The organism is Paenibacillus sp. J5C2022 (assembly GCF_025567625.1).
In the GTDB taxonomy this organism is placed as follows: domain Bacteria; phylum Bacillota; class Bacilli; order Paenibacillales; family Paenibacillaceae; genus Pristimantibacillus.
This window is the reverse complement of sequence record NZ_JAOQJC010000045.1, coordinates 1-25,534: the sequence shown is the minus strand read 5'-3', so window position 1 is coordinate 25,534 and position 25,534 is coordinate 1. Positions and strand designations below refer to the sequence as shown.

The following is a 25,534-nucleotide window of genomic DNA, read 5'->3' as shown; positions in this document are numbered from 1 at the left end:
TCATTTCTCAGTCAAGTGTGTTCCGAAGTGCTCCTTCACCCATGCTTCATTGTATACCGTGTCCAAATAGCGCTCTCCGCGATCGTGAATAATGGCTGCGATTACGGACTCCTCAGGCAGACGGTCCATGAGCGTCTGCACAGCCGATATGACGGCTCCGGAGGAAGGGCCGGCCAGGATCGATTCCTGCTTCAGCAGACAGTGGCAGCCCATCGTCATGTCCCGGTCCGTCACCTTCACCGCATAGTCCATTGCGATGCCTTCAGCGAACGGGGGCACGATGCCGGCTCCCAATCCGGGGTAGAGCCGCATGCCCGGCGAACCGCCAAGAATGATGCTGCCGGCGGCATCGACGGCGATTGATTTGGTCGGCAGACCGTGCTTTCGGATATATTGCGAGCAGCCCAGCATGGTGCCGCAGCTGCTGACGCCCGCTGCCACGTAGTCAATGCTACCCAGTTGCTCGGCAATCTCGCGCATCGTCCCTTCCTCATGCGCAAGTGGATTGTTCCTGTTGCCATATTGATTGGGCCAGTAGCTGCCGGGGATATCCTCCAGCAGTTCCCGCACCCGCTGCAGTCTTGCGGGCAGGAACTCGCCGGTGTCCGGGTCCGGCTCGGTCACATAAGACACTTCCGCTCCATAGGCCCTCATAATGCGAATGTTCTGATCCGTCGTGCGGGGATCGATGACGCTGATGAATCGCATGCCCATGCAGGAACAGATCGCCGCCATGCTGATGGCCATATTGCCGGAGCTGGATTCCACGACGACAGAGCCCGGTCCGACCGCTCCTTCGCGCCAGGCGTGCTGCAGAATGCGCAGAGCGGGGCGGTCCTTGGCGCTGCCGGTAGGATTCATCAGTTCCAGCTTGCCGTACACTTGAATTCCGCGTGGATTAGAGAACAGCTTCGACAAGGGCACCAACGGTGTGTTCCCGATATGTTCAAGCCAACTGCGATTCATACTCCAATTCCCCCTACGAATAAATGCGCTTCCCCTTCACGGCGCCGCCGGGGAGCTGCTCATGCTCCTCCAGGACGATTATCTCGATGTCCTCCAGCAAGCCGTTGCGGATCATCATCCCGATAGCGGGAATCTTGTCTCGCAGCTCCGATTGTATGAGCGCCAGCTTCCTGCCGTCCCGGCGCAGCTCCGCGCTCTTCAAGAAAATCTTCAGTCGGTTGCCTTCCACCATGACGCGCAAGGCCGCATCCTTCAGCAGACGGCTTGTCACCTCTTCGATGTCATACAGGCTAATCTTCTCGCCATGCTTCAGCTCCGATCCGATTCGCTTCACGATGGCGGAGAAGACGCCTCTTCGCTGTCCGTTCACTTCCACCGTCGTAAAGTTCCTGACCACATCGTAGGTCACGTAACGTATGGCGGGGAATTGCTCCCGCATAAGGGAGGTAAGCACGAGCACTCCTTCGTTGTCCGCCAAGTCTGCGAGGCTATGCTCAAGCTCCGGCAGATCAGCTGGCAGATCATCCGGCATATCATCCGATAGATCGTCCGGCTGCGGAAGGGGAGTCTGATCCCTCGCTTCCGGCCGCTTCATCTCCTGTAGATCGCTCCAGCTTATGCATTCGCCTTCGACGCCCTCCGCCAGCACGTACAGGCCCAGCTCATGGTCGTAAGCGGCGATGGAGCCGATCTCGATGGAGCCGTAGGTGTCCAGTATATCGTGCTGCGACAGGTCGAAGCGTGCGGCGATGTTGCGCTGCCATTCCGGCGGTGCGATCTCGCCGACCAGAATGATCTTGCGGATGCCGAGTCGGCTCGGGTCGGGGGCAGCGCCAGTGATGGACTCCAGCAGCGATGGCATCGTGTAGAGCAGCTGAGGACGGAAGTCCGCCAGCTGCCGGATATGCTCCTGAATCGGTGCAGTGAACGGGATGCTCCTACCTTCCATGCCCATGCCCATGAAGATAGCCGGCGCTGTGCTTGCGGCATGGCCAGTGCCCAGATCCGCCATCGCGCGGCCGCCGCTCAAGCTGCCGCCGAGCCACTTCTGGAACGCTTGCCGCTTGCTGCGGACATATTGCTCGTCATCTTGCCAGGAGTAGCGAATCTCTTTCCTCTGCCCGGAAGAGGTGCCCGATGTGTAATAGCGCGACAGTTCATCTCCTGCCCCGAAGGTCTGATTCAGATGGTATGGCTTCAGCCGTCTCGCGGTGAGAAGTGGAAGTCGTTCAAGTGCGATATTCTCATTGCCGGACGGCATGCCGCTCGGGAACAATTCTCTATACCAAGGGTGATAATGTGCAATAATATGCAGGTGCGTCCCCGGTATGCCCCGGCTTGGCTGCTCTGTCATAGAAAGTCAGTTCCTCCTTCGTGCAACGATGTCCTTTCCATAAGCATATGTGATTATCGCCTGTTGGTTCGCCATGGATGTCAGCTGCCTACAGCGAATTTTCTATTCTTTCGTATAGTAATAGTAGGGAAGTCTCATAGAGATACCAGTCTAGCAAAGAGAGGAGATCAGAAGAGGAGCATGGCGAAGTCAATTGTAAAAACAAGCGGCGTTTACCGGATTGCGGACAAGTGGGCCAAAACGAATGTCATGCTGACTGACGAAGGCTTGCGCTCTTATATCCCCGTTACGAAAAAGCTGAGCAAGCAGACGTTATCGTCTATGCTGGAGCGGCACGGCATGGTCTATGTAAAGCCGACATTCGGTTCGCTGGGAAAAGGCGTCATGAGGGTCGAGCGGCTGTCGGGCGATCCTTCATCCGGGTATATCTATCAATTGGGCGGCGAGCGCAAGAGCTTCCAGAGCTTCCAGCCGCTCTATCGATCTATTCTGAAGGACGCGGGCGGGAGAGTATATTTGGTGCAGAGAGGGATATATGCATTGACTTATAACGGCAGGCCGTTCGACCTTCGTCTCGTTGTCCAGCAATCGCCAAGCGGTGGCTGGGAGGCGACGGGGACGGTAGCCCGCGTAGCCCATCCCGACAAAATTGTCACCAACGGGAGCCAAGGGGGCACGATTGTTCCGGTGGAGCAAGTGCTGCAAGGATATGCGAATCCGATTCAGAGCGCCAAGCTGATGAGGCAGCTGGAGCGAATAGGCGTGAATACGATGAAGCGGCTTCATCGCCGCTATCCCAGGCTGCGCGAGCTCGGCCTGGATATCGCGCTTGACCAGGGACTGAAGCCGTGGATTCTGGAAGTGAATACGACGCCGGATCATTGTCCGTTCGCCATCTTGCAGGATCAGACGATGATTAACCGCATAGTGCATTATGGCAGCCAGTATGGCCGCAAGTATCGGTTGAACTGCTTCAAGGCGCAGCGGGGTTAGTCTCGATCGGGAGATTAGTCTCCATATATAGTAGAAAAAGAGCAGTCCCGGCTCATACGGGACTGCTCCTGCAATTTAAGCCTTCTTCGCGATGGAGAAAACGATGGTGTCGCCGTCGATCATGATTTGAACGGTATCCGTACCGATAATGGCTTGTTCGGATTCCGGCATTTCACCGTTCTCGACGCGATTGCACACATTGGCGAACAGCTCCCGGAATGCGCTGGCATTGTAGCCGAACAGTCCGTTCGCGAAGCCGTCGACGACCTCCTGATTGCGTGCAAGCGCTCCTTCTCTAAGCGAGATTGTAACGCCATATGTATTGTATTGCGGATCTAGCCAGATGGCGGCTTCCTCGCGAGGAGAGGCCGATCCTGACGGTCTGTTCTGAACATTGTCCTTCTCCGTCTGATCGCGATACAGGCGCAAGGTTGTGCCGTACAGATCGTGATTGCTGCCTCGCAGCTCGCTGATGACCGTCAACGTCTCATAGGCGTCCCACATTCTTTGGTCGGGGAAGACGATGATTTTGTTGCCTCCCTCGGCTGTAGGGACGATTCGCTCCAGATTGTCGGGCGACACTTCGATAGCGATGCGCTTCGTCTTGTCCCGCAGCCGTTGCAGGATGACGAGGGCTTCTGCACGCGTTACTTCCTCACCTACGCCGAAGAAGCCGCTGGGGTAGCCTTCCATAATCCCTTTCACAAGCGTCTCGGCGATGAAGCGCTGTTCTCTATCTGAAGCGCTTACGATATCGCCGTAGGCTTCCGCCATGCGTTGGCCGAATCGGTTATCTTCCAGAAATTCCGTTTCCTGCAGTGTATAATAGATAATTTCAGCCACATTTTCACGCTTCATGTCAGCCTGGAAGTCGGCATAGCGATCCTTGTTCATAAAGTGCAGGTCGCTGGCGATATCGATAAAGTCCTTCGCCCAATAGCCGACAGTGTTCGGCTTGAAGCTGAAGTAACGGTAGTCTTGCTTGATAATGGCTTGATTCTCGGGGCTGAGTGCATCCAGAAAATCCTTGTTCCAGCTGCGCGAGCCGTTCTCGTGGAGCTCGCTGTAGGAGAGAATGAGCATTTTGACGAATTGATCCACTTTCACAGGATCGTTCGGCCGGAACGTTCCGTCCGGATAGCCGTTCAATATGCCTTTGCCTACCATTTCCTGTATCGTATCCCTTGCCCAGTGCCCGTCAATATCTTGGAAAGCGACCGCATCCGACGAGGCGGCCGCGGCAGAATGGCCGAGCGATGTCAGAAGCAGGGCGATGCTAATCGTTAATAAGGCCCATCGTTTCATGTGAATATTTTCCTCCTCCAATTGATATAATCCGACATTCTTTAGATAACCATAACTAATAATGATTTAGAATGGGCTATATGATGCAACTATTTGAGGGTACAAGGTCCTGAATTGATTGGGGGTGGCGGGACGTGAGTTGTGCGGATAGGGTGGGTAGTGGTTCGTGTTTCACAGTTGGAGGTGAAGATATGGGTCTATGGTCACAAAAGCAGCCGCGCCTCATGTCGGCACGGCTGCAGGCAGGATTATTTTTGAAGCATTTCGGAAATGAACGCATCCGTTATATGCCAATGCGAAGTGGACGCTACGACCTCTTTGTTTTTAATATACAGCAGTTGAGGGGATGCGTGCTTGATGCCGGTATCCTCCGCGATTCGATTGGACACGGGGCGCGATTCGATTACCTTCACGAATAAGTAATCGACATCAGCGCTAGGCGAAGCTTGCAGGTGGTCCGAATATACGCCGTATGCGTCGGCGCTGACGTTGCATTGCGTGCTGTGCTTGAACACGACGAGCGGACGTTTGCCGGAGCTCTCGAAGGCGTCGCTCCATTGCTCCAGCGAAGTCAATTCCTTGTAAGTACCCATAAAATCTCTCCTTTATATGTCATGGCATGTACAGTTGATTATAGCGTTATTCGCTTCAGGATGCCATGCGGCTGAGGAGGATTCAAGTAGCTTATTGCATTGTACCGACGATAGGCTGGCGATGACAGAATGCCGGTGACTTGCTGGTGACCTATTGCCTGCGACTTACTGAGTGGGACTTGCTGATGACCTATTGCCTGCGACTTACTGTTGATTTTACCCGCGAGTCGTGCTATTATCATTTCAGACGAATTGACCAAATTAGTAAAACAGTCAGTCGGTCGATGGCGCGATGGAGTCGGGAGGTGGCAAAGTGGCTGTTGATCGCAAGCAGCAAGTGGTGGAAGCGGCGGCGAAATCATTCGCTTTATTCGGATATAAGGCGACGACGATGGACGGTGTGGCCAAGATCGCAGGCGTGGGGAAAGGAACAATCTATACGTTCTTCGCCAATAAGGAAGAGTTGTTCCAGCATATTATGAATACGATGCTGCTGGAGATGAAACGTATGGCCGAGAGCGCTTATAATGAACAGTTGACGTTCTTCGATAACCTGCACATTGTGCTGGAGCAACTGCTGGAATTCAGGGAGCAGCATGAGCTGGCATTGAAGCTGTCGCAGGAGGTTCGGGAGATCGGGACGCCGGTGGCGGTCGAAGCGCTGCAGCAGATGGAGAGGGCGGTCGTCAGCTATATTGCGAAGCAAGTAGCTGTCGCGGTGGAGCGAGGAACGATTAAGCCATGCGAGCCGGAGATGACGGCATTCGTCATGCTGAAGCTGTACATGGCGCTAACGGTGGAGTGGAAGCTGAAGCATAAGCCGCTTGAGAAGATGCAGGTTGCGCAATATTTGCGGTTTTATTTGGAGCAAGGCTTGGCGCCGGAATGAAGGTGCCGTTTTTTTATGGATGAATTGACCAAAATACTAAAATAGTCATTCGGTATTGAATCAACTATTAGAAATAGGAGTGAGAAGGAATGAGATTAAAGGGATTGAAGCAATTCGGCCATGAGCTGGCTGCCATTGCTCGCAACAAAAAAGTATTAATCCCGGTCATTGCAGTGCTGCTGATTCCGGTCATGTATGCCGGCATGTTCCTGGGGGCGTTCTGGGACCCGTATGCGAAGCTGCAGGAGCTGCCTGTCGCGGTCGTCAATTCCGATGTCGGAACGGAGCTGAACGGGGAGCAGGTGCATATCGGCAAGGACTTCGAAGAGCAGCTTCGCGAGAACGAAGTATTCCGATGGGACTTCGTCACCCGGGATGAAGCGCTGGAAGGGATGAAGGAGAATCGCTACTATATGGCCATCGAGATTCCGGCGAACTTCTCCGAGAAGACGGCTTCGCTCACGTCGGAGGTGCCTGAGCCGGCGAAGCTGATCTATCTGCCGAATGAGAGCTTCAACTTCCTCGCCGCACAGATCGGCAATACGGCCGTGGAGCAGATGAAATCGATGCTCAATAAGGAAGTGACGGAAGCTTATACGCAGACGGTGTTCGACAAGCTGCAGGAAGCGGCGGACGGTATCGTGGCGGCGAGCGAAGGAGCGAGCCAGATTGCCGACGGTACGACGAAGGCGAAGGACGGCGCTCAACTGCTGACGCAGAATCTGAACAAGCTGTCTAATGGCACTACCTCTCTGACGGAAGGTACGGCGAAGCTGAACGACGCCGGCAAGCAGCTTCATGGCGGTGCCGCCGAGCTGAATGCGGGTGCCGGCACGCTGGCTGACGGACTGGGTCAGTTGTCCGCCGCAGGCGGGAAGCTGGCGGAAGGGGCATCCGGCGCCGGACAGGCGGCTTCACAGCTTGCCGGAGGTCTGCAAGCGTCAGTTGACGGCACAACGCAGCTGGATGCCGGCGTGAAGCAACTGGTCGCCGGTCTGGAGGGACTGGCTGCTTCCGATGAAGAGCTTGCGGCGAACAAGCAATTCGCATCGCTGCTAGCGGCGAGCAAGGAGCTGTCGGCGAAAGTATCCGCGGCAGCGACGGGGCAGGAACAGCTGCATGGCGGCGCGGAGCAGCTGGTGAAAGGGCTGAGCGAGCTTCAGGCCGGAGCCGGTACGCTGCAGCAGAAGTTGGCGGGTGCGCAGCAAGGCGCAGCCGGACTGGCAGAGGGAAGCGGCAAGCTGGAAGCGGGCTCGAAGGAGCTGTCCGCCGGGCTGCAGAAGCTGAACGAATCCGCCGCATCGCTGTCCTCCGGCTCCAAGCAGCTGGAGAACGGAGCGTCGGAGATTGCCTCGGGGCTGCTTGAGTTGGACAGCGGATCGCATGAGCTGTCGTCGAAGCTGAGCGACGCTTCCAGGGAGACGGCCGACATGGCGCTGTCGGAGGAGCAGAGCGACATGTTCGCCGACCCTATTCGGCTGGAGGTTGACCGCATGACCGAAGTGCCGAATTACGGCACTGGCTTCGCGCCTTATTTCCTGTCTCTTGGCTTATTCGTAGGCGCGTTGTTGATTACGATTGTATACTCCGTGCGCGAGCCGGCGATTACGCCGGATAACGGCTGGAGCTGGTTCTGGAGCAAGTCGCTGACGCTTGTGGCAGTTGGCGCACTGCAGGCGATCATTGCGGATGCTGCGCTGTTGCTGGTGTTGAAGCTGGAGGTACAGAACTTGCCGGCATTCCTGCTGTTCTCTATTATTACCAGCATTACGTTCATGATGCTGACCCAGTTCTTCGTCACCTTACTGGGCAATCCGGGCCGCTTCGCAGCCATCGTCATTCTGATTCTGCAGCTGACAAGCTCGGCGGGCACGTTCCCGATGGAGCTGACGCCGAACTGGCTGCAGAAGGTGACGCCTTGGCTGCCGATGACGTATTCCGTCGCAGGGCTGAAGGATGTTATCTCCGGTGGCGATATTAGCCGGATGTGGAACGATGCAGGCATGCTGGGTCTGTTCTCCCTGGCATTCGCGGTGCTGACTATGGCTTATTTGATGATCAGCCATCGCCGCGAGCATACAGCAGCGGATCATACGAATCCGACAACGGCATAACTGACGCAAGCAAGCAGTTAATTTACGGAATCGGGCTGTCCCGCAGGTCATGGAATGACTTGCGGCGGATAGCCCGATTTTTATTGATGATATGAGATTATAAAATTCGAGTTGAATACCCGAAGCTAGTGGATAGACTCGTGCGAGCGCGCCTGCAGTGTATGTGGCCAACACTAAAGTGGCTGAATCCCGTGCGAACGCGCCTGCAGTGAATGTGGCCAACACTAAAGTGGCGGAATCCCGTGTGAACGCGCCTGCAGTGTATGTGGCCAACACTAGAGTAGAGGAATCCCGTGCGAACGCGCCTGCAGTGTATGCTACCAACACTAAAGTGGCGAAATCGCGTGCGAATGTGCTTATAGTGTATGTGGCCAACACTAGAGTAGAGGAATCCCGTGCGAACGCGCCTGCAGTGTATGCTACCAACACTAAAGTGCGAAAACGTGTGCGAATGTGATTACAGTGTATGTGGCCAACACTAGAGTAGAGGAATCCCGTGCGAACGCGCCTGCAGTGTATGCTACCAACACTAAAGTGGCGAAATCGCGTGCGAATGTGCTTACAGTGTATGTGGCCAACACTAGAGTAGAGGAATCCCGTGTGAACGCGCCTGCAGTGTATGCTACCAACACTAGAGTGGCGAAAACGTGTGAGAGAGCGTCGAAAATGAGCATGCGAGCCGGAAGTGAGTAGGGATGCGGCTAGGCGTTTTTCTTCTTTTTGGTAAATGATGCGCTTAGTCCGAACTGTGGATAACGAAGGTGAAATAGGAAAGTGGTGCAGGAGCGCACGTAGCGGTTGCCACAGAGCTTAATTGACACATAATGTGCGAATTTGCAGGCTAACGGTCGTCCTGGCGCTTATTGAGATCGGAAAGCGAGCTATTGGGTGTCAGTGGGTAAAATAGGCATCGTGGCGCCCGTTACAGCAAAAAAAGTGGAATTAGAGGCGCAATAACCGCTATGACAACCGTTAAGAACGTCGGACGGAACGCCCGAAAACGAGTGTCAAACGGAACGCCCGAAAACGAGCGTCGAATGGAGCACGCGAAAAACGAGCGTCGAATGGAACGCTCGAGAAAATGGGAAGCCTGTCAACCGTCCGAGTGGTTTGTTCTTACATGTGTGTTTCCGCTTAAGAAGTCGTGCGTCCATCAGCGTGCCCGGCTGGCGCGACGCTTGCTCCATAGCCAGTCGATGGCGAGTCCGATCAGGAACCAGAATAGGAAGGTGAGCAGGACGACGACGTATAGCGGAATTTCCGACAGGGGCATCCATTTCGTCGCTGTAGTAAGGCGGAATTCCAATAACCGTGCCGGGGGACTGCTGATGAACAGCAGGATGTTGTAGTCGTCTTTTTCCCACTGAGTTGAACATTATAGGAAGTAAGTATAAAGCCGGCAGAATGATGCTGAGCCGCCATTTCATGAGACATCTTCTCCTTAAACTTATTCTATCATGGCTATAGACTGCAATTGCTAAAAAATGTTTTGTTTTGAGGGGGACAGTGTGAAAACGATGGGTGGATTCCATAGGCGAAATATGGGGATGATGAAACAAGACAGATGTGATAAGATAGTTAGGTTTGTGATTGGCAAGGGTAATAGAAGCAGGGGTAAAGGAGAAGACGGAATGTCGGAAAGCAAAGGCAACACCATTATACAATTCCAGCATGTAACCAAACGTTACGATGCGCGCGAGCCTGCCGTGCTTAACGATGTAAGCCTCGAGCTGGAACGGGGCAAATTTTATACGCTGCTGGGACCGTCAGGCTGCGGCAAAACGACGATTCTGCGTCTTATCGCGGGGTTTACGGAGCCTTCGGAAGGGTATATTTACTTCAACGGGGAGCTCATCAATGAAGTGCCCGCCAATGAGCGGCAGGTCAATACGGTGTTCCAGGACTATGCGCTATTCCCCCATCTGAACGTGTTCGAGAATGTGGCGTTCGGGCTGCGGATCAAGAAGCTGAAGGAGGCCGTCATTCGGCAAAAGGTGGAGGAGTCGCTGCGCTTCGTCAACTTGAAGGGATATGAGAATCGCGAGATTACAGAGATGTCGGGCGGACAGCGGCAGCGCGTCGCCATTGCTCGGGCGATCGTCAACGAGCCGGAAATATTGCTGCTGGACGAGCCGCTGTCGGCGCTCGATCTGAAGCTGCGGACGGAGATGCAATATGAGCTGCGCGAGCTTCAGCGACGTCTGGGCATTACGTTCGTCTTCGTCACCCATGATCAGGAAGAAGCGCTTGCCATGTCCGATGAGATCTTCGTGCTGAATGAAGGCCGCATCCAGCAGTCCGGTACGCCGAACGATATTTATGACGAGCCGATCAACCGGTTCGTAGCCGACTTCATCGGGGAGTCCAACATCGTCAAGGCGCGCATGCTGCAGGATTTCGAGGTGGAGATCGCGGGCAAGGTGTACGAGTGCGTCGATCAGGGGCTGAATCCTAATGAGGCAGTCGATGTCGTCATCCGGCCGGAGGACCTGGAGATTGTGCCGCCGGAGCAGGGCAAGCTGCAAGTGCGTGTCGATACGCAACTGTTCAGGGGCGTGCATTACGAGATTAGCTGCTATGACGATTCCGGCAACGAGTGGCTCGTTCATTCCACGCGCAAGGCGACAGTGGGCGAGCGAATCGGACTGCGCTTCGACCCGGAGGCGATTCATGTCATGCGGCTGGGAGAGACGGAAGAGGAGTTCGACAGGCGTCTGGAATCTTACGAGGAGCATGATGATGGAAAATAGAAGCCGCGTCTTTTATCTCATTCCTTATATGCTGTGGATGGCCGTCTTTGTCGTCGCACCCATTGTGCTAATCGGCTACTACTCGTTTTTTGATGTAGAAGGCTCGTTCACGCTGGGCAACTATGCCAAATTTTTTACGCCGGTTTATTTGAAAATGACGGCAAGCTCGTTCTGGTATGCGTTCCTGATTACGTTCTTTGCACTCTTGATCGCTTATCCGACCGCCTATCTGCTGATGAAGACCAAGCATAAGGAACTTTGGCTGCTGCTCATTATTCTGCCCAGCTGGATTAATCTGCTGCTGAAGGCGTACGCATTCATCGGACTGTTCGGTACATACGGCTTCGTGAACAGCTTGCTGGAAGTAGTCGGCATCGGAGGTCGGCAAATTCTGTTCACGGACTTCAGCTTCGTGTTCGTATCCGTCTATATCTTCATCCCGTTCATGGTGCTGCCTATCTACAATGCGCTGGAGAAGCTGAACCCGACACTTCTGTATGCGGCGAGAGATCTGGGCGCTTCGCCATGGACGGCGTTCCGGCGCGTCATCTTTCCGCTGACGGTCGGCGGGGTGAAGGCAGGCTGCATGGCCGTGTTCATTCCGGCATTGTCGTTGTTCATGATCACCCGACTGATTGCAGGCAATCGAGTCATTACGCTGGGAACGGCGATCGAACAGCATTTTCTCGTGACGCAGGATTGGGGGATGGGCGCCACGATCGCTGTATTTCTCATTATCGCGATGGCGCTGCTCATGCTGCTGACGGGGAATCGGAAGCGAGGGTTGATCGACATTGTCAAAAAATAAATGGAAGCTGTCCCGCATCTATCTGATCGCTGTATTCATGATCTTGTACGCGCCGATCTTCTATCTGATGGTGTATTCGTTCAACAGCGGCGGGACGATGCACAGCTTCGAAGGCTTCACCGGCGAGCATTATGCCGAAGTATTCCAGGATACGCGGCTGCTTATCATCGTGCTCAATACGTTCGTCATTGCGCTGCTGTCGGCGGCTATCTCTACGATTGTAGGCGTTCTGGGAGCGATAGCCATATATTATATGCGCAGATACCGTCCGAAGCAGACGCTGCTGACGCTGAATAACGTGCTTATCGTCAGCCCGGACGTCATTATCGGCGCTTCCTTTCTAATTTTGTTCACGATTGTGGGCATTAAGCTCGGCTTCGTCTCGGTGCTGTTGTCCCATATCGCGTTCAGCGTGCCGATCGTCGTCATTATGGTGCTGCCCAAGCTGGAGGAGATGAGCCCCTCCTTGATCGATGCCGCCCGCGATCTGGGGGCGGGAGCGCTGCAGGTGTTGACGAAGGTGGTGCTGCCTTATATTAGCCCCGGCATTTTTGCGGGATTTTTCATGGCATTAACGTATTCCATGGACGACTTCGCTGTGACGTTCTTCGTCACTGGCAACGGCTTCTCCACATTGTCCGTCGAGATCTATTCGCGGGCACGGCAAGGCGTGTCGCTGTCCATTAACGCGCTGTCTACGCTAATCTTCTTGTTCACGATTCTGCTGGTGATCGGCTATTACTTCATTAACAAGCGCAATAACCGTTCGCAAGGGAAGGGGGCTGGAGCATGAGCAGGCTGATAAGGGTGCTGCTGCTGGTATTCGGCTCGGCGATTGCGCTCATGTATGTGACAGCTTACTTGAACTCAAGCGAGGGATATACAGGCGACAATACGCTGACGATCTACAATTGGGGGGATTACGTCGATCCCGAGCTGATACGGCGGTTCGAGCGGGAGAGCGGCATCAAGGTCATCTATCAGACATTCGACTCCAATGAGGCGATGATGACGAAGATTAGTCAGGGCGGTACGACGTTCGATGTCAGCATTCCGTCGGAATATGCTATCAGCCGCATGAAGGAAGACGATCTGCTGCTGCCGCTCGACCACGACAAGCTGCCGAACCTGAAGCATATCGACGATCGCTTCATGGACCTTGGCTTCGATAAGGGCAATGCTTACTCTGTTCCATACTTCTGGGGAACGGTCGGCATCGTCTATAACCCGGAGCTGGTCGGCGAGCTGGACTTCCTGAGCTGGAACGATCTGTGGGACGCTTCGCTCCGCAACGATATTCTGCTGCTGGACGGCGCGCGCGAGGTGATGGGAATGGGGCTGAACAGTCTCGGCTATTCTCTGAACGATACGGACGAGGCGCATCTGCAGGAGGCGCTTCGCAAGCTGTCGGAGTTGACCCCCAATGTGAAAGCGATCGTCGGCGACGAGATCAAGATGCTGCTGGCCGGCGAGGAGGCGGCTGTCGGACTTGTCTGGTCCGGCGATGCATCCGAGATTATGAGCGACAACGAGAAGTTGGATTACGTCGTGCCGCGGGAAGGTTCCAATCTATGGTTCGACAACATGGTCATTCCGAAGACGGCCCGCAATATCGAGGGAGCCCATCAATTCATCAACTTTATGCTGTCGCCTGATGTTGCGGCGCAAAATGCGGAATATGTGGGATATTCCACGCCCAACAAGTCCGCCCTTGAGCTGCTGCCGGAAGAGATTGCCGTCGATGAACGATTTTACCCCGACGAGGAGCTGACGCGCAGGCTGGAAGTGTACGACAATCTCGGGCCGCGCATGCTGGCGCACTATAATGAGCTGTTCCTGGAGTTCAAGATGCACAGGAAATAATGCCATCTCAGGCAGGATAGAGAAGAGCTGCACTCCGATTATACGGGAGTGCAGCTCTTCTCTTGCACATAGGCTTACAGCTCTCAAGTTCGTTCGGAACAGGTCATTGGCAATTGCCGTCTCATCAAGTAACGTTATAATGCTGTGCGGCCCCCGTCGCCTTCCCTGCGCTTCGCTTGCGGAATTCGCCGGGGGTAATGCCTGTATATCGCTTGAACATACGTATGAACGAATTGACATTAGAGTAGCCTACCCCGGCGGCAACATCCTGAATCCGCAGCTCCAGATTCATGAGCAGCTTCTTGGCGCGTACGATTCGAAGGTCGTTCAGATAATCGCTGAAGTTCGTACCCGTCTTCTCCTTGAAGTAGCTGGAGAGGTATCCGGGGGTGATGTTCAGCTTATCCGCAACGAGATCAAGATGGATATCCTCGCTTAGATGATTGTTCAGGTAATCCGTCACGAAGCTTGTGATGGGATCATTCGTCTCTGTCTGTATGCGGATGATGGCAGACAAGGCAGGTCGCAGGCGCTCCCGCAGCCATTGCTTGTATTCCTTCACGGAGTAGAACCGATCGAGCGCACCCAAGTCCTGCAGCTTGCTGCCGTCGACGGCAAGCTCTTGCACGTTCAGCTTCGCCAGAGCCTTCTCTACCTGCTCGGCTACGCCTCGCGCGTACGCTTGGAACTCCGCCGCAAGCGCATCTTTCCTCTCAAGCTGTTCCAGATGGCGGTCGACCCACTGGAATACGGACTCCTCGCTGCCGGATAGAAGCCGGGCTTGCAATTCCTCCCGCTGGGTTACCTTCATGGAATGGTTCCTTGTGCCGGAGGCGCGGGTCTCGGCAATAATTTGCGTATCCCCGGTCAACCTCTTCTCCCTCAGCATGATCAAGAGATTCTCGTATGCTGATGTAATCGGTGTATGGTCCAGATGGATTGGGCTGACGGCAATCGTCAGACAGAGATAGTCTTCGAACTGAAGAAGCTCCTTCAGCGTGTTCAAGACGTGAAGAATATCGCTTCGCGAGCCCGGCTGGATGAGCAGGGAGATCAACTGATTATGCTCGATCTGCAGTGTGACGGGCTCAAGGCAGTGGTCGGTGAACAAGCCGTGAACGAGCTTGCGAAGAAGCTGGATTTCCTGGTCGTATTCCGAATCCGAATTTTTGAACCCGATCTCATAGAGTACGGCGGCATAGGGCTCGCTAAGCTGTACCGTATCCTCCAGCTCGGCCAGCAGCATGTTCATCGGAATGTTCTTCACTTTATTCGTGAATGCATATTGTCGTACGAGCGTATTCTTCTGATCCAGATCCTTCTGAAGCCCTTCGTTGGCGTTCATGATGGTGCTCATCCTGTCGCTGATGATCGCGAATTCCTTGATCTTGCTCGTTGGCATCGGCACCGCTTGCCTGCGATCAAGCATGTCGATGATGCGCTTCAACGGATGGTTCAGGCGGATGCTGAAGACGGCCGAGCCGAAGAGGCTGACCAGAATGGCCGCGACCAAGAGCGTCACGAGCACGATATTCAGCTTGATCATTCCTGAAGTAATGCTCTCGATCGGCGCGACGCGCACATAAGTGAAGCCGGTGTCGGAGCCCTGTTCATAGAAGTAATAATAGCCGTCGCTGCGTACGTGACGCATGCCGTGCTGAAAGGAAGAGGGAGGCGGCACCTCTATGGAAGGGTGCGAGGCGAATAGCGTCCTTCCTTCGTCGTCCAGGATGTAGAAGGGCTCTCCCGTATTGGCATAAGCGGCATATAGCTCCCGTGGATTCAGCATGATGATGCCATACACTTCCTCGTACGGCGCGGCCTTGATGACAATAGGAAGCTGCAGTCCGAGCGAGCGGGTGCTGTTCATCGATTCCTCGGTGAATACGGCGGCCGGCAAGATTTGCATGGAGTAGTTGTCGATCGACAAGCTCTCCCAATATTCCAGAGGGTATGCATCGCTTGCGTAATAGCTGGCGAACATAACATTGGCGCTGCTGGTGCCCTCCTTCTCAAGCACATATCCGGATTCTTTGAAGTAGAGTATGAAGTTGTCGAAGTGAAGGAAGGGATTTGTATACAGCTCGGCGAGGTCTGTCTTGACCGCGTTTATTTGATCGTAACGGCGGTTCTCGACGACATGGCTCAATATGCCGATGTTGGCGATCCAGCGATCAGATCGGGTGAGCGAGAGAATCATATTACGAGTCAATTGGAAGTGGTTCTCATAGCTCTCTACCGTCTGCTTGATGCCAAGCTCATTATACCGGACGATCTCATCGTACAGTTTGTCGCGCAGATAAAGGAAGGAGAAAACATTGAAAGCCGCGAGCACCAGAATAACGCTCAGGAAGCTGGCCATCAGCTTGGTGAGAAGCGTATTGGAGGGTAAGGCCGGTTTTAACAAGGACATCAGGGTCATGGATGAGAGCACCTCCGGTTTACGACGGACTATGCAGAATGATGGATTTGTCTGCAGATACCCGTATTGGCTTGCAAGCCTTGCAATGGCAGCGCTTTCGATGAAGCGGCTGCCGCGTAGTTGTTCGTTCTATCATACTGGCTGGGCACGGAATGGGACAATATGCACTTCTTCATATTTATACACATCTCTCCCGAAATTGAAAGATCGGAAGATTCCTCATGCCATGTGGAGATATATCTCATCAATGGTCGGGATTATACTCTGATCACGAAGTACGCGCCGATGGTGCAATGGAATCTAACCAATACAACGTCGAGGAGAAATGCGTATGGCTCAAGTCAGTGTTACACCAGGGACATCCGGAATGGAGGATGCGCTTGCGCTCAAGCGGCGGAGATCAAGTGTGAAGCGTCTGTGGCAGCAGAATAAATATTTGTGGCTGATGTTCCTGCCTTGTCTTATGTATTATCTGATTTTTCGTTACGCCCCCATGTTTGGACTCGTCATTACCTTCAAAAACTACAACCTGTTCAGAGGGGTCTGGGCAAGCGAGTGGGTCGGCTTTAAATACTATCGGATGTTTCTCGAAAATCCTGATTTTCTGCTGCTGATGAAGAACACGTTTCTGTTGGGAATTATGAATTTGGCTTTCGGCTTTCCGGCTCCAATTATACTGGCGCTGCTGCTTAATGAGGTGCGCAAGGCCGCATTCAAGCGTTTTGTTCAAACGGTCAGCTACTTGCCCCACTTTATATCCAATGTCATCGTTGCAAGCATGGTGATTATGTTCCTGTCTCCGACGGGAGGTCTCATCAACGAGATGATTGCGGCGCTTGGATTTGAGCCGATCAACTTCATGAACGAGCCCGGCATGTTCCGAGCCATCTACGTTCTGTCCGAAATATGGCAGCATATCGGCTGGGAGACCATTATTTATTTGGCGGCATTGACGTCAATTGATTCCCAACTGTACGAAGCCGCCAGTATCGACGGGGCGGGCCGAATGCGCAAGCTGTGGCACGTCACGCTGCCCGGCATCTCGTTCGCCGTTGTCATTACGCTTATTCTGAATATCGGAGCCGTGCTTGAGATCGGCTTCGAGAAGGTGTTCCTGCTTCAGAATCCGGCGATCTACGAGACGGCTGACATCATCAGCACTTATGTGTACCGGGTCGGGATGGAACAGGGCAATTTCAGCTACGGCGCGGCAATAGACTTGTTCATGGGAGTCATCAGCCTCGTGTTCATCTATACGGCTAACTTTGTAAGCCGCCGTATAAGCGAGACGAGCTTATGGTAGGGGGAGAATACAATGAAGATTGAACGGATCAGCTTATATCCTATCGTCAGCACGGTCATACTGCTGCTCGTCGTCGTCGTGACGCTTTATCCTTTTCTCCACATGCTCGCTGTGTCCTTGAGCGGCGACGTGTATGTCATGATGAACGAAGTGAGCATTTGGCCCAAAGGACTGAACTTCAACATGTATGACATTGTGCTTGGCGATCCGAAGATGTGGAATGCCTTCAAGAATACGGTTGTGTATACGACAGTCGGCACCTTGATTGCGTTAATCGTCACATCGATGGGCGCTTATGCGCTATCCAGATCCTATATGGCGTTCCGAAAAGCTTTTATGATCATGATTGTGTTCACAATGTTCTTCGGCGGCGGAATGATTCCGACATTCCTCGTCGTTCGTTCCCTGGGCTTCGTAGACACCCTCTGGGGGATGGTCATTCCGGGAGCTGTCAGCACCTGGAACCTCATCCTGATGAGAACCTTCTTCTCTGGAATACCGAAAGAACTGGAGGAGTCCGGACGCATCGACGGGCTGAACGATATCGGTATTTTCCTTCGCATCGTCGTGCCGCTTTCCAAAGCTTCCTTCGCCACGATTGCACTCTTCTACGCTGTGGGCATGTGGAACAATTTCATCTATCCGCTCTTGTATCTGCGGTCGCCGGATTTATTCCCGCTGCAGGTGCTGCTGCGTAACCTGGTTCTGGCCGGCAGCGTCAGCTCCGGAGATGTAACCCGAATTGGAGGTGATAATCAAGTCGTAGAAGAATCGTTGAAGTACGCGACCATAATGGTTTCGACGCTGCCGATTCTAATGGTGTATCCTTTTATTCAAAAGTACTTTGTTAAGGGGGCTATGATCGGAGCGGTCAAAGGCTGATCGTTCGCTGCTCCGAGAGTCGGATTCGGGCTTTTCCGCGAATGACATTCGTAACTGTACGAACGCTGTTCATTATTCCATGTTAGGGAGTTGATTACATGAGGCAATCGTTCGCTCTCATTCTATCATTTGTCTTGACGATGATGCTGTTGACCGCCTGTTCAGGCAATGGAAACAACGACAATAATAACGCCGGACCAAGCGCCACGACCGGCAGCGGGCAAGCGGGGCCGGATAGCAAGACACTCACTGCGCTGCTGGACAACAATGCGACATTCCCGTATTCCGAAGATTGGCCAATCTGGAAGTGGCTCAAGGAGAAGACGGGCGTTACGCTTGACGTGCAGACGCCTTCCGGCAAGCTTGGCGAATCTCTGAATTTGGTGGTGGCATCCAAGTCGATGCCTGATCTGATGTACATGCCGAACCGCAATGAATCCAATAAATTCGGACAGGACGGCGCGCTTGTGGATATTCTTGAGTACGTTGACCAGATGCCGAACTTGAAGGCGTGGATGGAGCAATATCCGGAGGAAGCGAAGGCCGCCTTGTCCGCCGACGGGAAAATGTACATGTTCCCGAACCAGGGCTTCGGAGAGACGAATCGCATGATCTGGCTGTACCGCGAGGACGTATTCGCGAAGGAAGGGCTCACTGCGCCGAAGACATACGATGAGTTGTATGACACGCTGAAGGCGCTGAAGACGAAGTATCCGGACAGCTACCCGCTGTCGATCCGCTATGGCCAGATCCCGGATGAGATGAACGCGAACATGACCGTCAACTTCGAGACGGGCGAAGGCGCGTATTATGATTTCGACGCGATGGAATGGCGCTACGGCCCGATTGAAGACAACTACAAGGCGATGGTCGCAATGTGGAAGAAATTCTATGACGACGGCCTTATACCGCCGGACTTCCTCTCTCTGCAGACGAAGCAATGGCAGGACATGATGTCGACGGGCCAATCGTTCATGACGATCGATTATATTAGCCGTGTAGACTTCTTCAACAACGCTATGCAGAAAGAAAATCCCGATTACAATATGCAATTCATGGCACCGCCGGCAGGCTTGCCCGGCGGCAAGCAGCAGAACCCGTACTTTCACTACCTGGTTGGCGGCCTGACGGTATCTTCGACCTCCAAGAACATTAAAGATGTCATGCAGTATATGGATTTCTTCTATTCCGAGGAAGGGCGCTTGCTGGCGAGTTGGGGGGCTGAAGGAGAGACGTTCGTCAGGGAGGGCGGTGCAATCAAATTCAAACCGGAGTTCACGGATGTTACCGAAATGCGGAAGCAGACCGGTCTGCAGACGAGCGGCACGTACACCTGGATCGATTATAATGCCCATCTGTCGCTGTTCTCCGACAATCTGCAGAAGGCATACACAGAAGCGGGCAAATACGATCCTCCGGGAATGCAGCCGCGTCCGGCATTCACGGAAAGCGAGAACGAAGTGATCTCGCTCACGGGTCAGGCCATCAAGAAGCATCGTGACGAAAGCTTCGCCAAGTTCATTACGGGTTCGAGAAGTCTGAATGAATGGGACCAGTATGTGGAAGAGTTGGATCGTCTTGGCGTCGACAAGCTGTTGGAGACGTACCGAACCGCCTACGATCGGATGCAGGCGGTGAAGTAGCGCCGATAGGATGAAGGCGCTTCCCTCCTTCATGAGAGAGGCGCCTCACAGGGAAGGCGGTTCGCCGCATGCAAGGCAATCCTATTCAATCCGAAAGGGTGATTCTGCATGTATACGTTGATTCGCAATCGACAGACAAGCTTCTCCCTGCTTCTTGTTCTATGTGTTGTGTTCACGCTCGCAGCCTCGACAGCCTTCCCTCGGGCCTTCGCGGCCGCAATGCCGTCTATTACGCTACTTGCACCTGAAGATGACGATGTTGCGAGTGGAGAGAACGTCGAAGTGAGCGGCGCTTATTCCGGCGTTTACGATATCCGGCTGTACATCAATGGCGTTAGTCAAGCAGTCGTCTCGATGGATGATCCCGACGGCGATAATGCCGGCACGTGGTCATATACGCTCGACACATCGCTCTATGACGGAGAGATTGAGCTGGTCGCCCGCGGCCTCGATGTCGCGACCCGATACGGTGTCTGGAGCAGCAAAGTTCTGTTGCAGGTGGTTAACCCGGCCGGCTCCATTCCGGTCGTCACCATCGTCAGTCCGCAAGAAAGCGTATCGCTATCCGGCAAGGTTCAGATCAAGGTTAGCGTATCGTCGGATGAACAGGTAGGGGCGGTTCAAGTCCGAGTGAACAGGGGGCCTTGGCTGGAGGCGGAGTTCGATGGGACGAACTATATCCATACATGGTGGACATTGGGGCTTGGCGACAGGACGGTTAGTCTGGAAGCGCGTGCTCTGTCGGCATATGGCAAGACGGGTTACAGTCCGACCGTATACGCGAAGATCGGTGAGGGAACAAGAGAGCCGTTCAGCCTGCAGCATCAAGATCGGGCAATGTGGATCTGGGAGCCGGAGAGCTACAAGCTTCTGCTCAATCCAGGCTCAAGAACGGTGCTGGAGGACTTCATCGAGGACACCGAGACGTTCGACTCGGAACCGGTGAAGACATTGTATCTTGCAGTGGGGAGCTATGCGGGGTACCGCGCGCTGGAGGAGCAGGAGTGGCAGTTGAAGTCGTTCATGAGATGGGCGCACGCCCGCGGGCTGCAGGTTCATGCATTGATAGCCGGGGGGACCTCTCCCGCTTATATGGGCGCTTATGAACGCTATCATCATCACGCCGTTCGGGAGATGGAGCAGATCGTGAACTACAATCTCGCGGCGGGGCCGAATGAGAGGTTCGACGGCATCAATGTGGATATCGAGCCGTACATCTCACCCGACTTCAAGGACCCAAGCCAGTTTCTTCAGAAGGAATATTTGGACGGTCTGGCGAAAATGATTGCAAGAAGAGACGCTGCGGGCATCCATCTGCCATTCGGGCCGGCAATTCCGAAATGGTACGATACATCTGCGCAAGCAGCCGACATCATGTGGAACGGGGAAACGAAGTGGTTATCCCAGCATATTCAGGACATCTCCGACTATATCTCGATTATGGATTACCGCGATACCGCCGACGGCTCGGCCGGCATTATTGCTGGAGCAGCCGGTGAGATTGCGTACGCTTCGCAGATCGGCAAACCGAATTCCGTCGTCATCGGCGTCGAGACGCTGGATATAGCAAGCAGCGGAGATCCGGAGATGATCAGCTTCCGGGAAGAGGGGCGAACGCATATGGAGGCAGAACTGGACAAGGTGTACGCCGCATATGAGGCGGATAGCGCATTCGGCGGCATTGCTGTCCATCATTACGATTCCTATCGTCTTCTGCCGTCCTACTGGGGAGACGGCGGCGTATTCTGGACGCCGGCTGCGGATCGTCTGCCCCCAACTATGGTTCTGAAGAAACCGGCAGCTGCGGTCGTCGATTATCAGACCGTGAATGTGAGCTACGGCATGGCGCTCGATAATGCGGATATCGACCGCTATATCGTGTATCGGAGTACGGAGCCGGGATTCGCTGCTACAACCGATAAGATTGCAGGACTGTCTCGATCACTGAGTTATCGGGATACAGGGCTTCTGCCGGATACGACCTATTATTATAAGGTCGCTGCGCGGGATGTGAGCGGCAATATCGGCTTCGTGTCGTCGGAGACATCGGTTACGACTGCCCATACGGAGCTGAAGCCAATGATCGTAAAAACGATGAACGTGGAATATTCGGAAGCTTTGGGCCGCGCTTCGGCCGTCCTGACCATCGCGGATTACGCCACCGGAGAGGAGCTGGCGGGCGCGGCAGTAGAAGGGCGGTTCACCTATGCGGCAGGACGCTACGTATCTGGAACGACGAGCAGCGACGGGATGATCGTCTTCAGTTCCGAGACGATCCCGGCGGATCGGCATGCAGGCTTCGAACCGCGCCGCATCATGCTGTCCGGTTATTATTACGCCAGCGCGCATGACGTCACTCACGCGACGGCGCTTATCCCTTAGACTGGGTTAAGCGGCGGGCGTGCCGCCGGATTTGTTGTGGAAAGCCGCGGAGGAAGCTCAGACACGATATCGCTAATTGCTTCCGAGCCGCAACATTCGTGGACTAGCCTCGTGTGAGACGAAGCGCAGCTGGAGGAGTGGAGTGCAAGCCATGAAGGATGAAGACCGTCTTTCCGGAATCGGAGGTGCGGTCTCTTTTTTTGCAATTGCATCTCCTATGGATAGGATTAGCTCTCGCATCATAAAATTTATTTTTCTGAAAAATGCAAACGATTTCCTGAAAACGCATTACTTCAGGAGGGGTAAGAGATGAGGTATGATAGAAGAATAGGGTAAAATGTGTCGATTATGTGACGGAGAAGGGCGGGCGGCTCTTGACGCATTTCCCTAATCCATGATACGGTTTTGTTAACATAACTGACGCGATTTAGTGTGAAAGGGGAAAATGATATGATTAAAGCAATGGTATTTGACTTTGATGGCACAATAATTGACACGGAAACGGCTTGGTATTATGCATTTCGTGATGCGTATAAAGAGCATGGGGTGGAATTGTCGCTGGAGCAGTACTCGCAATGTGTTGGAACGAGCTTGCATGCATTCAATCCATATGAATATTTGATGACGGAGCTGAACCTCCCGATTAATAAGGATGAATTCCGCCAGCGCATACACAGCGATCACACCCGGCTGATGGGGCAGGAGCAGATTCGTGAGGGTGTGGTGGACTATCTGAAGGCGGCGAAAGAATCGGGATTGCGCATCGGGCTGGCATCCAGCTCAAGACGCGAGTGGATTGATCGATTTCTGGAGCAGCTGCAACTGGCGGACTACTTCGAAGTGATCTGTACCGCAGACGATGTAGAGAAGGTGAAGCCGGACCCGGCGTTATATGTGAAGGCGGTGGAGGGACTCGGCGTGAAGCCCGAAGAAGCGGTGGCGGTGGAGGACTCCCCGAACGGAGCCAGAGCCGCTGTGGCGGCGGGGCTGGCATGCATCATCGTTCCCAATACGCTCACGAAATTGCTTCGCTTCGACGAAGCGGCGCGTTGCAAGTACGGCGATTCGTTGAAGGATATCGCATTCGAAGAAGTGGCGGCGGGCAAGTTCTAATGCTTGCCTTTCCTCTAGCTTTAATTGTTTGAATATTCAGATAAAAAAGGGAGTGGATGAGGGGATGAAGGCAGTACACTTTGGAGCGGGCAACATCGGAAGAGGGTTTATCGGCTTATTATTATCGCAATCGGGCTTCGAGGTCACCTTCGTAGCCCGCAACGAGAAGCAGATCGCGCTGCTGAAGCAGCGGAAGAAATACCATGTGACATTGGCGAATGATGCGAAGGACCGGGAAGTGGTAAAGAATATTACCGCCATTAACATTCATCACGAGGAAGAGGTTGCTCGCGCCATATGCGAGGCCGACTTGATTACGACCGCAGTGGGCATGGCTTCCTTGCCGCATATTGCGAAGTCGGTCGCCGAGGGAATAACGGCCAGAATGCGGTTGGGCATTAAGTGCCCCTTGCATGTCATGGCTTGCGAGAACGCGATAGACGGCAGCTCGCAGCTGAAGGCGAGAGTGTACGCGCTTATGCCGCGGCCTATGCGGGAACAGGCGGAACGGTTCGTCGCCTTTCCGGATACGGCGGTCGACCGTATCGTACCCGATCAAGCTGGGAACGATCCCCTTGGCGTAACGGTTGAGCCTTACTTCGAATGGGTGATCGAATCGGCGGATATGCTGGACGGCTTCCCCCGCATTGCAGGTGTGAAGCTGGTGAACGCCCTGAAGCCTTATATAGAAAGAAAGCTGTTCACCGTGAATACGGGACATTGCGCTGCAGCTTATTACGGTTACTTGAAGGGTTATGCCACGATCCAGCAGGCGATGAAGGATGAAGGTCTGCTGCGGAAGGTGAAGGGTGTCTTGCAGGAGACGGGCGGGCTGCTGACAACCAAGTACCATTGGAGCAAGGAGAAGCATGACAGATACGTTCAGCGTATGCTTAACCGCTTCATGAATCCTCGCTTGAAGGACGATATAGTTCGTGTCGGACGCTCCCCTCTCCGCAAGCTCTCTCTTAACGACCGCTTGGTCAGACCGGCGCTGCAATCCCATCAACTCGGCCTAGATATCTCGCATCTGACTTCTGCAATTGCAGCCGCATTGCTGTTCGACTATAAGAAGGATCAGGAGGCGATGAAGCTGCAGCGAGCCCTAAGGGAACAGGGGGTCGATGAGGTCATTACGCAAATTATGGGCATTCCGCACAAGCACGCCATACACGGACAGATTGCGAATCGCTATAGGGAGATGAGGGACAGATATGGCAGGGCGCACCGATTGCTTGCTGCAGCGGAGTAGGCGATCGAACCATAATCATCGCAGCCAGCCAGAATGGACGAATGAAAAAGGCGGGGCGAAGGCAGTGGTTATCGCTCAGAATGATCACATAGACCGCCAATAGTGCTCGTTCCGCCTTAAAAGTAACCTTCTATCGCTCATTATGTTCGCATGGCCATTGGAAATGAGCAGGAAAGTGTGTGCGATCGCTCAGAATGATCAAATAGACCGCCAACAGTGCTCGTTCCGCCTTAAAAGTAACCTTCTATCGCTCATTATGTTCGCATGGCCATTGGAAATGAGCAGGAAAGTGTGTGCGATCGCTCAGAATGATCACATAGACCGCCAACAGTGCTCGTTCCGCCTTAAAAGTAACCTTCTATCGCTCATTATGTTCGCATGGCCATCGGAAATGAGCAGGAAAGTGTGTGCAATCGCTCAGAATGATCACATAGACGGCCAACAGTGCTCGTTCCGCCTTAAAAGTAACCTTCTATCGCTCATTATGTTCGCATGGCCATCGGAAATGAGCAGGAAAGTGTGTGCGATCGCTCAGAATGATCACATAGACCGCCAACAGTACTCGTTCCGCCTTAAAAGTAACCTTCTATCGCTCATTATGTTCGCATGGCCATCGGAAATGAGCAGGAAAGTGTGTGCAATCACTCAGAATGATCACATAGACCGCCAATAGTGCTCGTTCCGCCTTAAAAGTAACCTTCTATCGCTCATTATGTTCGCATGGCCATCGGAAATGAGCAGGAAAGTGTGGATCGCTCAGAATGATCACATAGACCGCCAATAGTGCTCGTTCCGCCTTAAAAGTAACCTTCTATCGCTCATTATGTTCGCATGGCCATCGGAAATGAGCAGGAAAGTGTGTGCAATCACTCAGAATGATCACATAGACCGCCAACAGTGCT

General features: G+C 53.7%; 19 protein-coding genes. 13 read left to right on the top strand and 6 right to left on the bottom strand.

All coding sequences use genetic code 11. The annotated features are described in order from the left end of the window. Both sbnA and M6D81_RS26245 read right to left on the bottom strand, forming a co-directional pair. A complete protein-coding gene (gene sbnA / locus M6D81_RS26250; RefSeq protein WP_262680142.1) occupies positions 1 to 966 on the bottom strand; it encodes a 2,3-diaminopropionate biosynthesis protein SbnA in 966 nt (321 codons plus the stop codon). Positions 967 to 979: 13 nt separating this feature from the next. Then, on the bottom strand, positions 980 to 2,320 hold the full coding sequence (locus tag M6D81_RS26245) for a phenylacetate--CoA ligase family protein (RefSeq protein WP_262680141.1): 1,341 nt from the start codon (positions 2,318 to 2,320) through the stop codon (positions 980 to 982). 180 nt (positions 2,321 to 2,500) lie between these two features. Between M6D81_RS26245 and M6D81_RS26240 the strand changes: the two genes are divergently transcribed. Further along, positions 2,501 to 3,313, top strand: a complete 813-nt coding sequence (locus tag M6D81_RS26240; RefSeq protein ID WP_262680140.1) for a YheC/YheD family protein — start codon at positions 2,501 to 2,503, stop codon at positions 3,311 to 3,313. Positions 3,314 to 3,388: 75 nt separating this feature from the next. Here M6D81_RS26240 and M6D81_RS26235 read toward each other — a convergent pair whose 3' ends face one another. Then, positions 3,389 to 4,618 carry an S-layer homology domain-containing protein gene (locus tag M6D81_RS26235; protein ID WP_262680139.1) on the bottom strand — a complete coding sequence of 410 codons (1,230 nt, stop codon included), beginning with the start codon at positions 4,616 to 4,618 and terminating at the stop codon, positions 3,389 to 3,391. Positions 4,619 to 4,866: 248 nt separating this feature from the next. Beyond that, a complete protein-coding gene (ytxJ, locus tag M6D81_RS26230) occupies positions 4,867 to 5,211 on the bottom strand; it encodes a bacillithiol system redox-active protein YtxJ (RefSeq protein ID WP_262680138.1) in 345 nt (114 codons plus the stop codon). Between the two features lie 313 nt (positions 5,212 to 5,524). On the opposite strand from ytxJ, the gene M6D81_RS26225 reads away from it, so the two are divergent. The 6 genes from M6D81_RS26225 to M6D81_RS26200 all read left to right on the top strand — a co-directional run bounded on the left by M6D81_RS26225 (position 5,525) and on the right by M6D81_RS26200 (position 13,635). Further along, positions 5,525 to 6,100 (top strand): TetR/AcrR family transcriptional regulator, encoded by a 576-nt coding sequence (locus M6D81_RS26225; RefSeq protein ID WP_262680137.1) that lies wholly within the window; start codon positions 5,525 to 5,527, stop codon positions 6,098 to 6,100. A gap of 89 nt (positions 6,101 to 6,189) precedes the next feature. Next, entirely contained in the window at positions 6,190 to 8,214 is a 2,025-nt protein-coding gene (locus tag M6D81_RS26220; protein WP_262680136.1) for a YhgE/Pip domain-containing protein, read from the top strand. Positions 8,215 to 9,845: 1,631 nt separating this feature from the next. Further along, positions 9,846 to 10,964: an ABC transporter ATP-binding protein gene (locus tag M6D81_RS26215; RefSeq protein WP_262680135.1), complete on the top strand. Its 1,119-nt coding sequence runs from the start codon at positions 9,846 to 9,848 to the stop codon at positions 10,962 to 10,964. Beyond that, positions 10,954 to 11,772 carry an ABC transporter permease gene (locus M6D81_RS26210; RefSeq protein ID WP_262680172.1) on the top strand — a complete coding sequence of 273 codons (819 nt, stop codon included), beginning with the start codon at positions 10,954 to 10,956 and terminating at the stop codon, positions 11,770 to 11,772. Before M6D81_RS26215 ends, M6D81_RS26210 begins: the two co-directional genes overlap by 11 nt. Positions 11,773 to 11,809: 37 nt before the next feature. Beyond that, positions 11,810 to 12,565, top strand: a complete 756-nt coding sequence (locus M6D81_RS26205) for an ABC transporter permease (protein ID WP_262680171.1) — start codon at positions 11,810 to 11,812, stop codon at positions 12,563 to 12,565. Next, positions 12,562 to 13,635, top strand: coding sequence for an ABC transporter substrate-binding protein (locus tag M6D81_RS26200; protein ID WP_262680134.1), 1,074 nt, complete (start codon positions 12,562 to 12,564; stop codon positions 13,633 to 13,635). The genes M6D81_RS26205 and M6D81_RS26200 overlap by 4 nt, the downstream gene beginning before the upstream one ends. Positions 13,636 to 13,759: 124 nt before the next feature. Here the strand turns inward: M6D81_RS26200 and M6D81_RS26195 are convergent, their stop codons facing one another. After that, entirely contained in the window at positions 13,760 to 16,057 is a 2,298-nt protein-coding gene (locus M6D81_RS26195) for a helix-turn-helix transcriptional regulator (RefSeq protein ID WP_262680133.1), read from the bottom strand. A 29-nt stretch (positions 16,058 to 16,086) separates the two neighbouring features. Then, positions 16,087 to 16,233 (bottom strand): hypothetical protein, encoded by a 147-nt coding sequence (locus tag M6D81_RS26190; protein ID WP_262680132.1) that lies wholly within the window; start codon positions 16,231 to 16,233, stop codon positions 16,087 to 16,089. A 191-nt stretch (positions 16,234 to 16,424) separates the two neighbouring features. Between M6D81_RS26190 and M6D81_RS26185 the strand changes: the two genes are divergently transcribed. From M6D81_RS26185 to M6D81_RS26160, 6 genes are all read left to right on the top strand, one after another. Next, positions 16,425 to 17,360, top strand: a complete 936-nt coding sequence (locus tag M6D81_RS26185) for an ABC transporter permease (protein WP_262680170.1) — start codon at positions 16,425 to 16,427, stop codon at positions 17,358 to 17,360. Positions 17,361 to 17,372: 12 nt separating this feature from the next. Next, positions 17,373 to 18,242: a carbohydrate ABC transporter permease gene (locus M6D81_RS26180; protein ID WP_262680131.1), complete on the top strand. Its 870-nt coding sequence runs from the start codon at positions 17,373 to 17,375 to the stop codon at positions 18,240 to 18,242. 98 nt (positions 18,243 to 18,340) lie between these two features. Beyond that, complete coding sequence (locus M6D81_RS26175; RefSeq protein WP_262680130.1) at positions 18,341 to 19,885, top strand: extracellular solute-binding protein; 1,545 nt, start codon at positions 18,341 to 18,343, stop codon at positions 19,883 to 19,885. A 108-nt stretch (positions 19,886 to 19,993) separates the two neighbouring features. Beyond that, a complete protein-coding gene (locus M6D81_RS26170; RefSeq protein WP_262680129.1) occupies positions 19,994 to 22,267 on the top strand; it encodes an Ig-like domain-containing protein in 2,274 nt (757 codons plus the stop codon). A 453-nt stretch (positions 22,268 to 22,720) separates the two neighbouring features. Next, entirely contained in the window at positions 22,721 to 23,380 is a 660-nt protein-coding gene (locus M6D81_RS26165) for an HAD family hydrolase (protein ID WP_410795797.1), read from the top strand. Positions 23,381 to 23,444: 64 nt separating this feature from the next. Beyond that, on the top strand, positions 23,445 to 24,632 hold the full coding sequence (locus M6D81_RS26160) for a mannitol-1-phosphate 5-dehydrogenase (RefSeq protein ID WP_262680127.1): 1,188 nt from the start codon (positions 23,445 to 23,447) through the stop codon (positions 24,630 to 24,632). Positions 24,633 to 25,534: the final 902 nt, after the last annotated feature.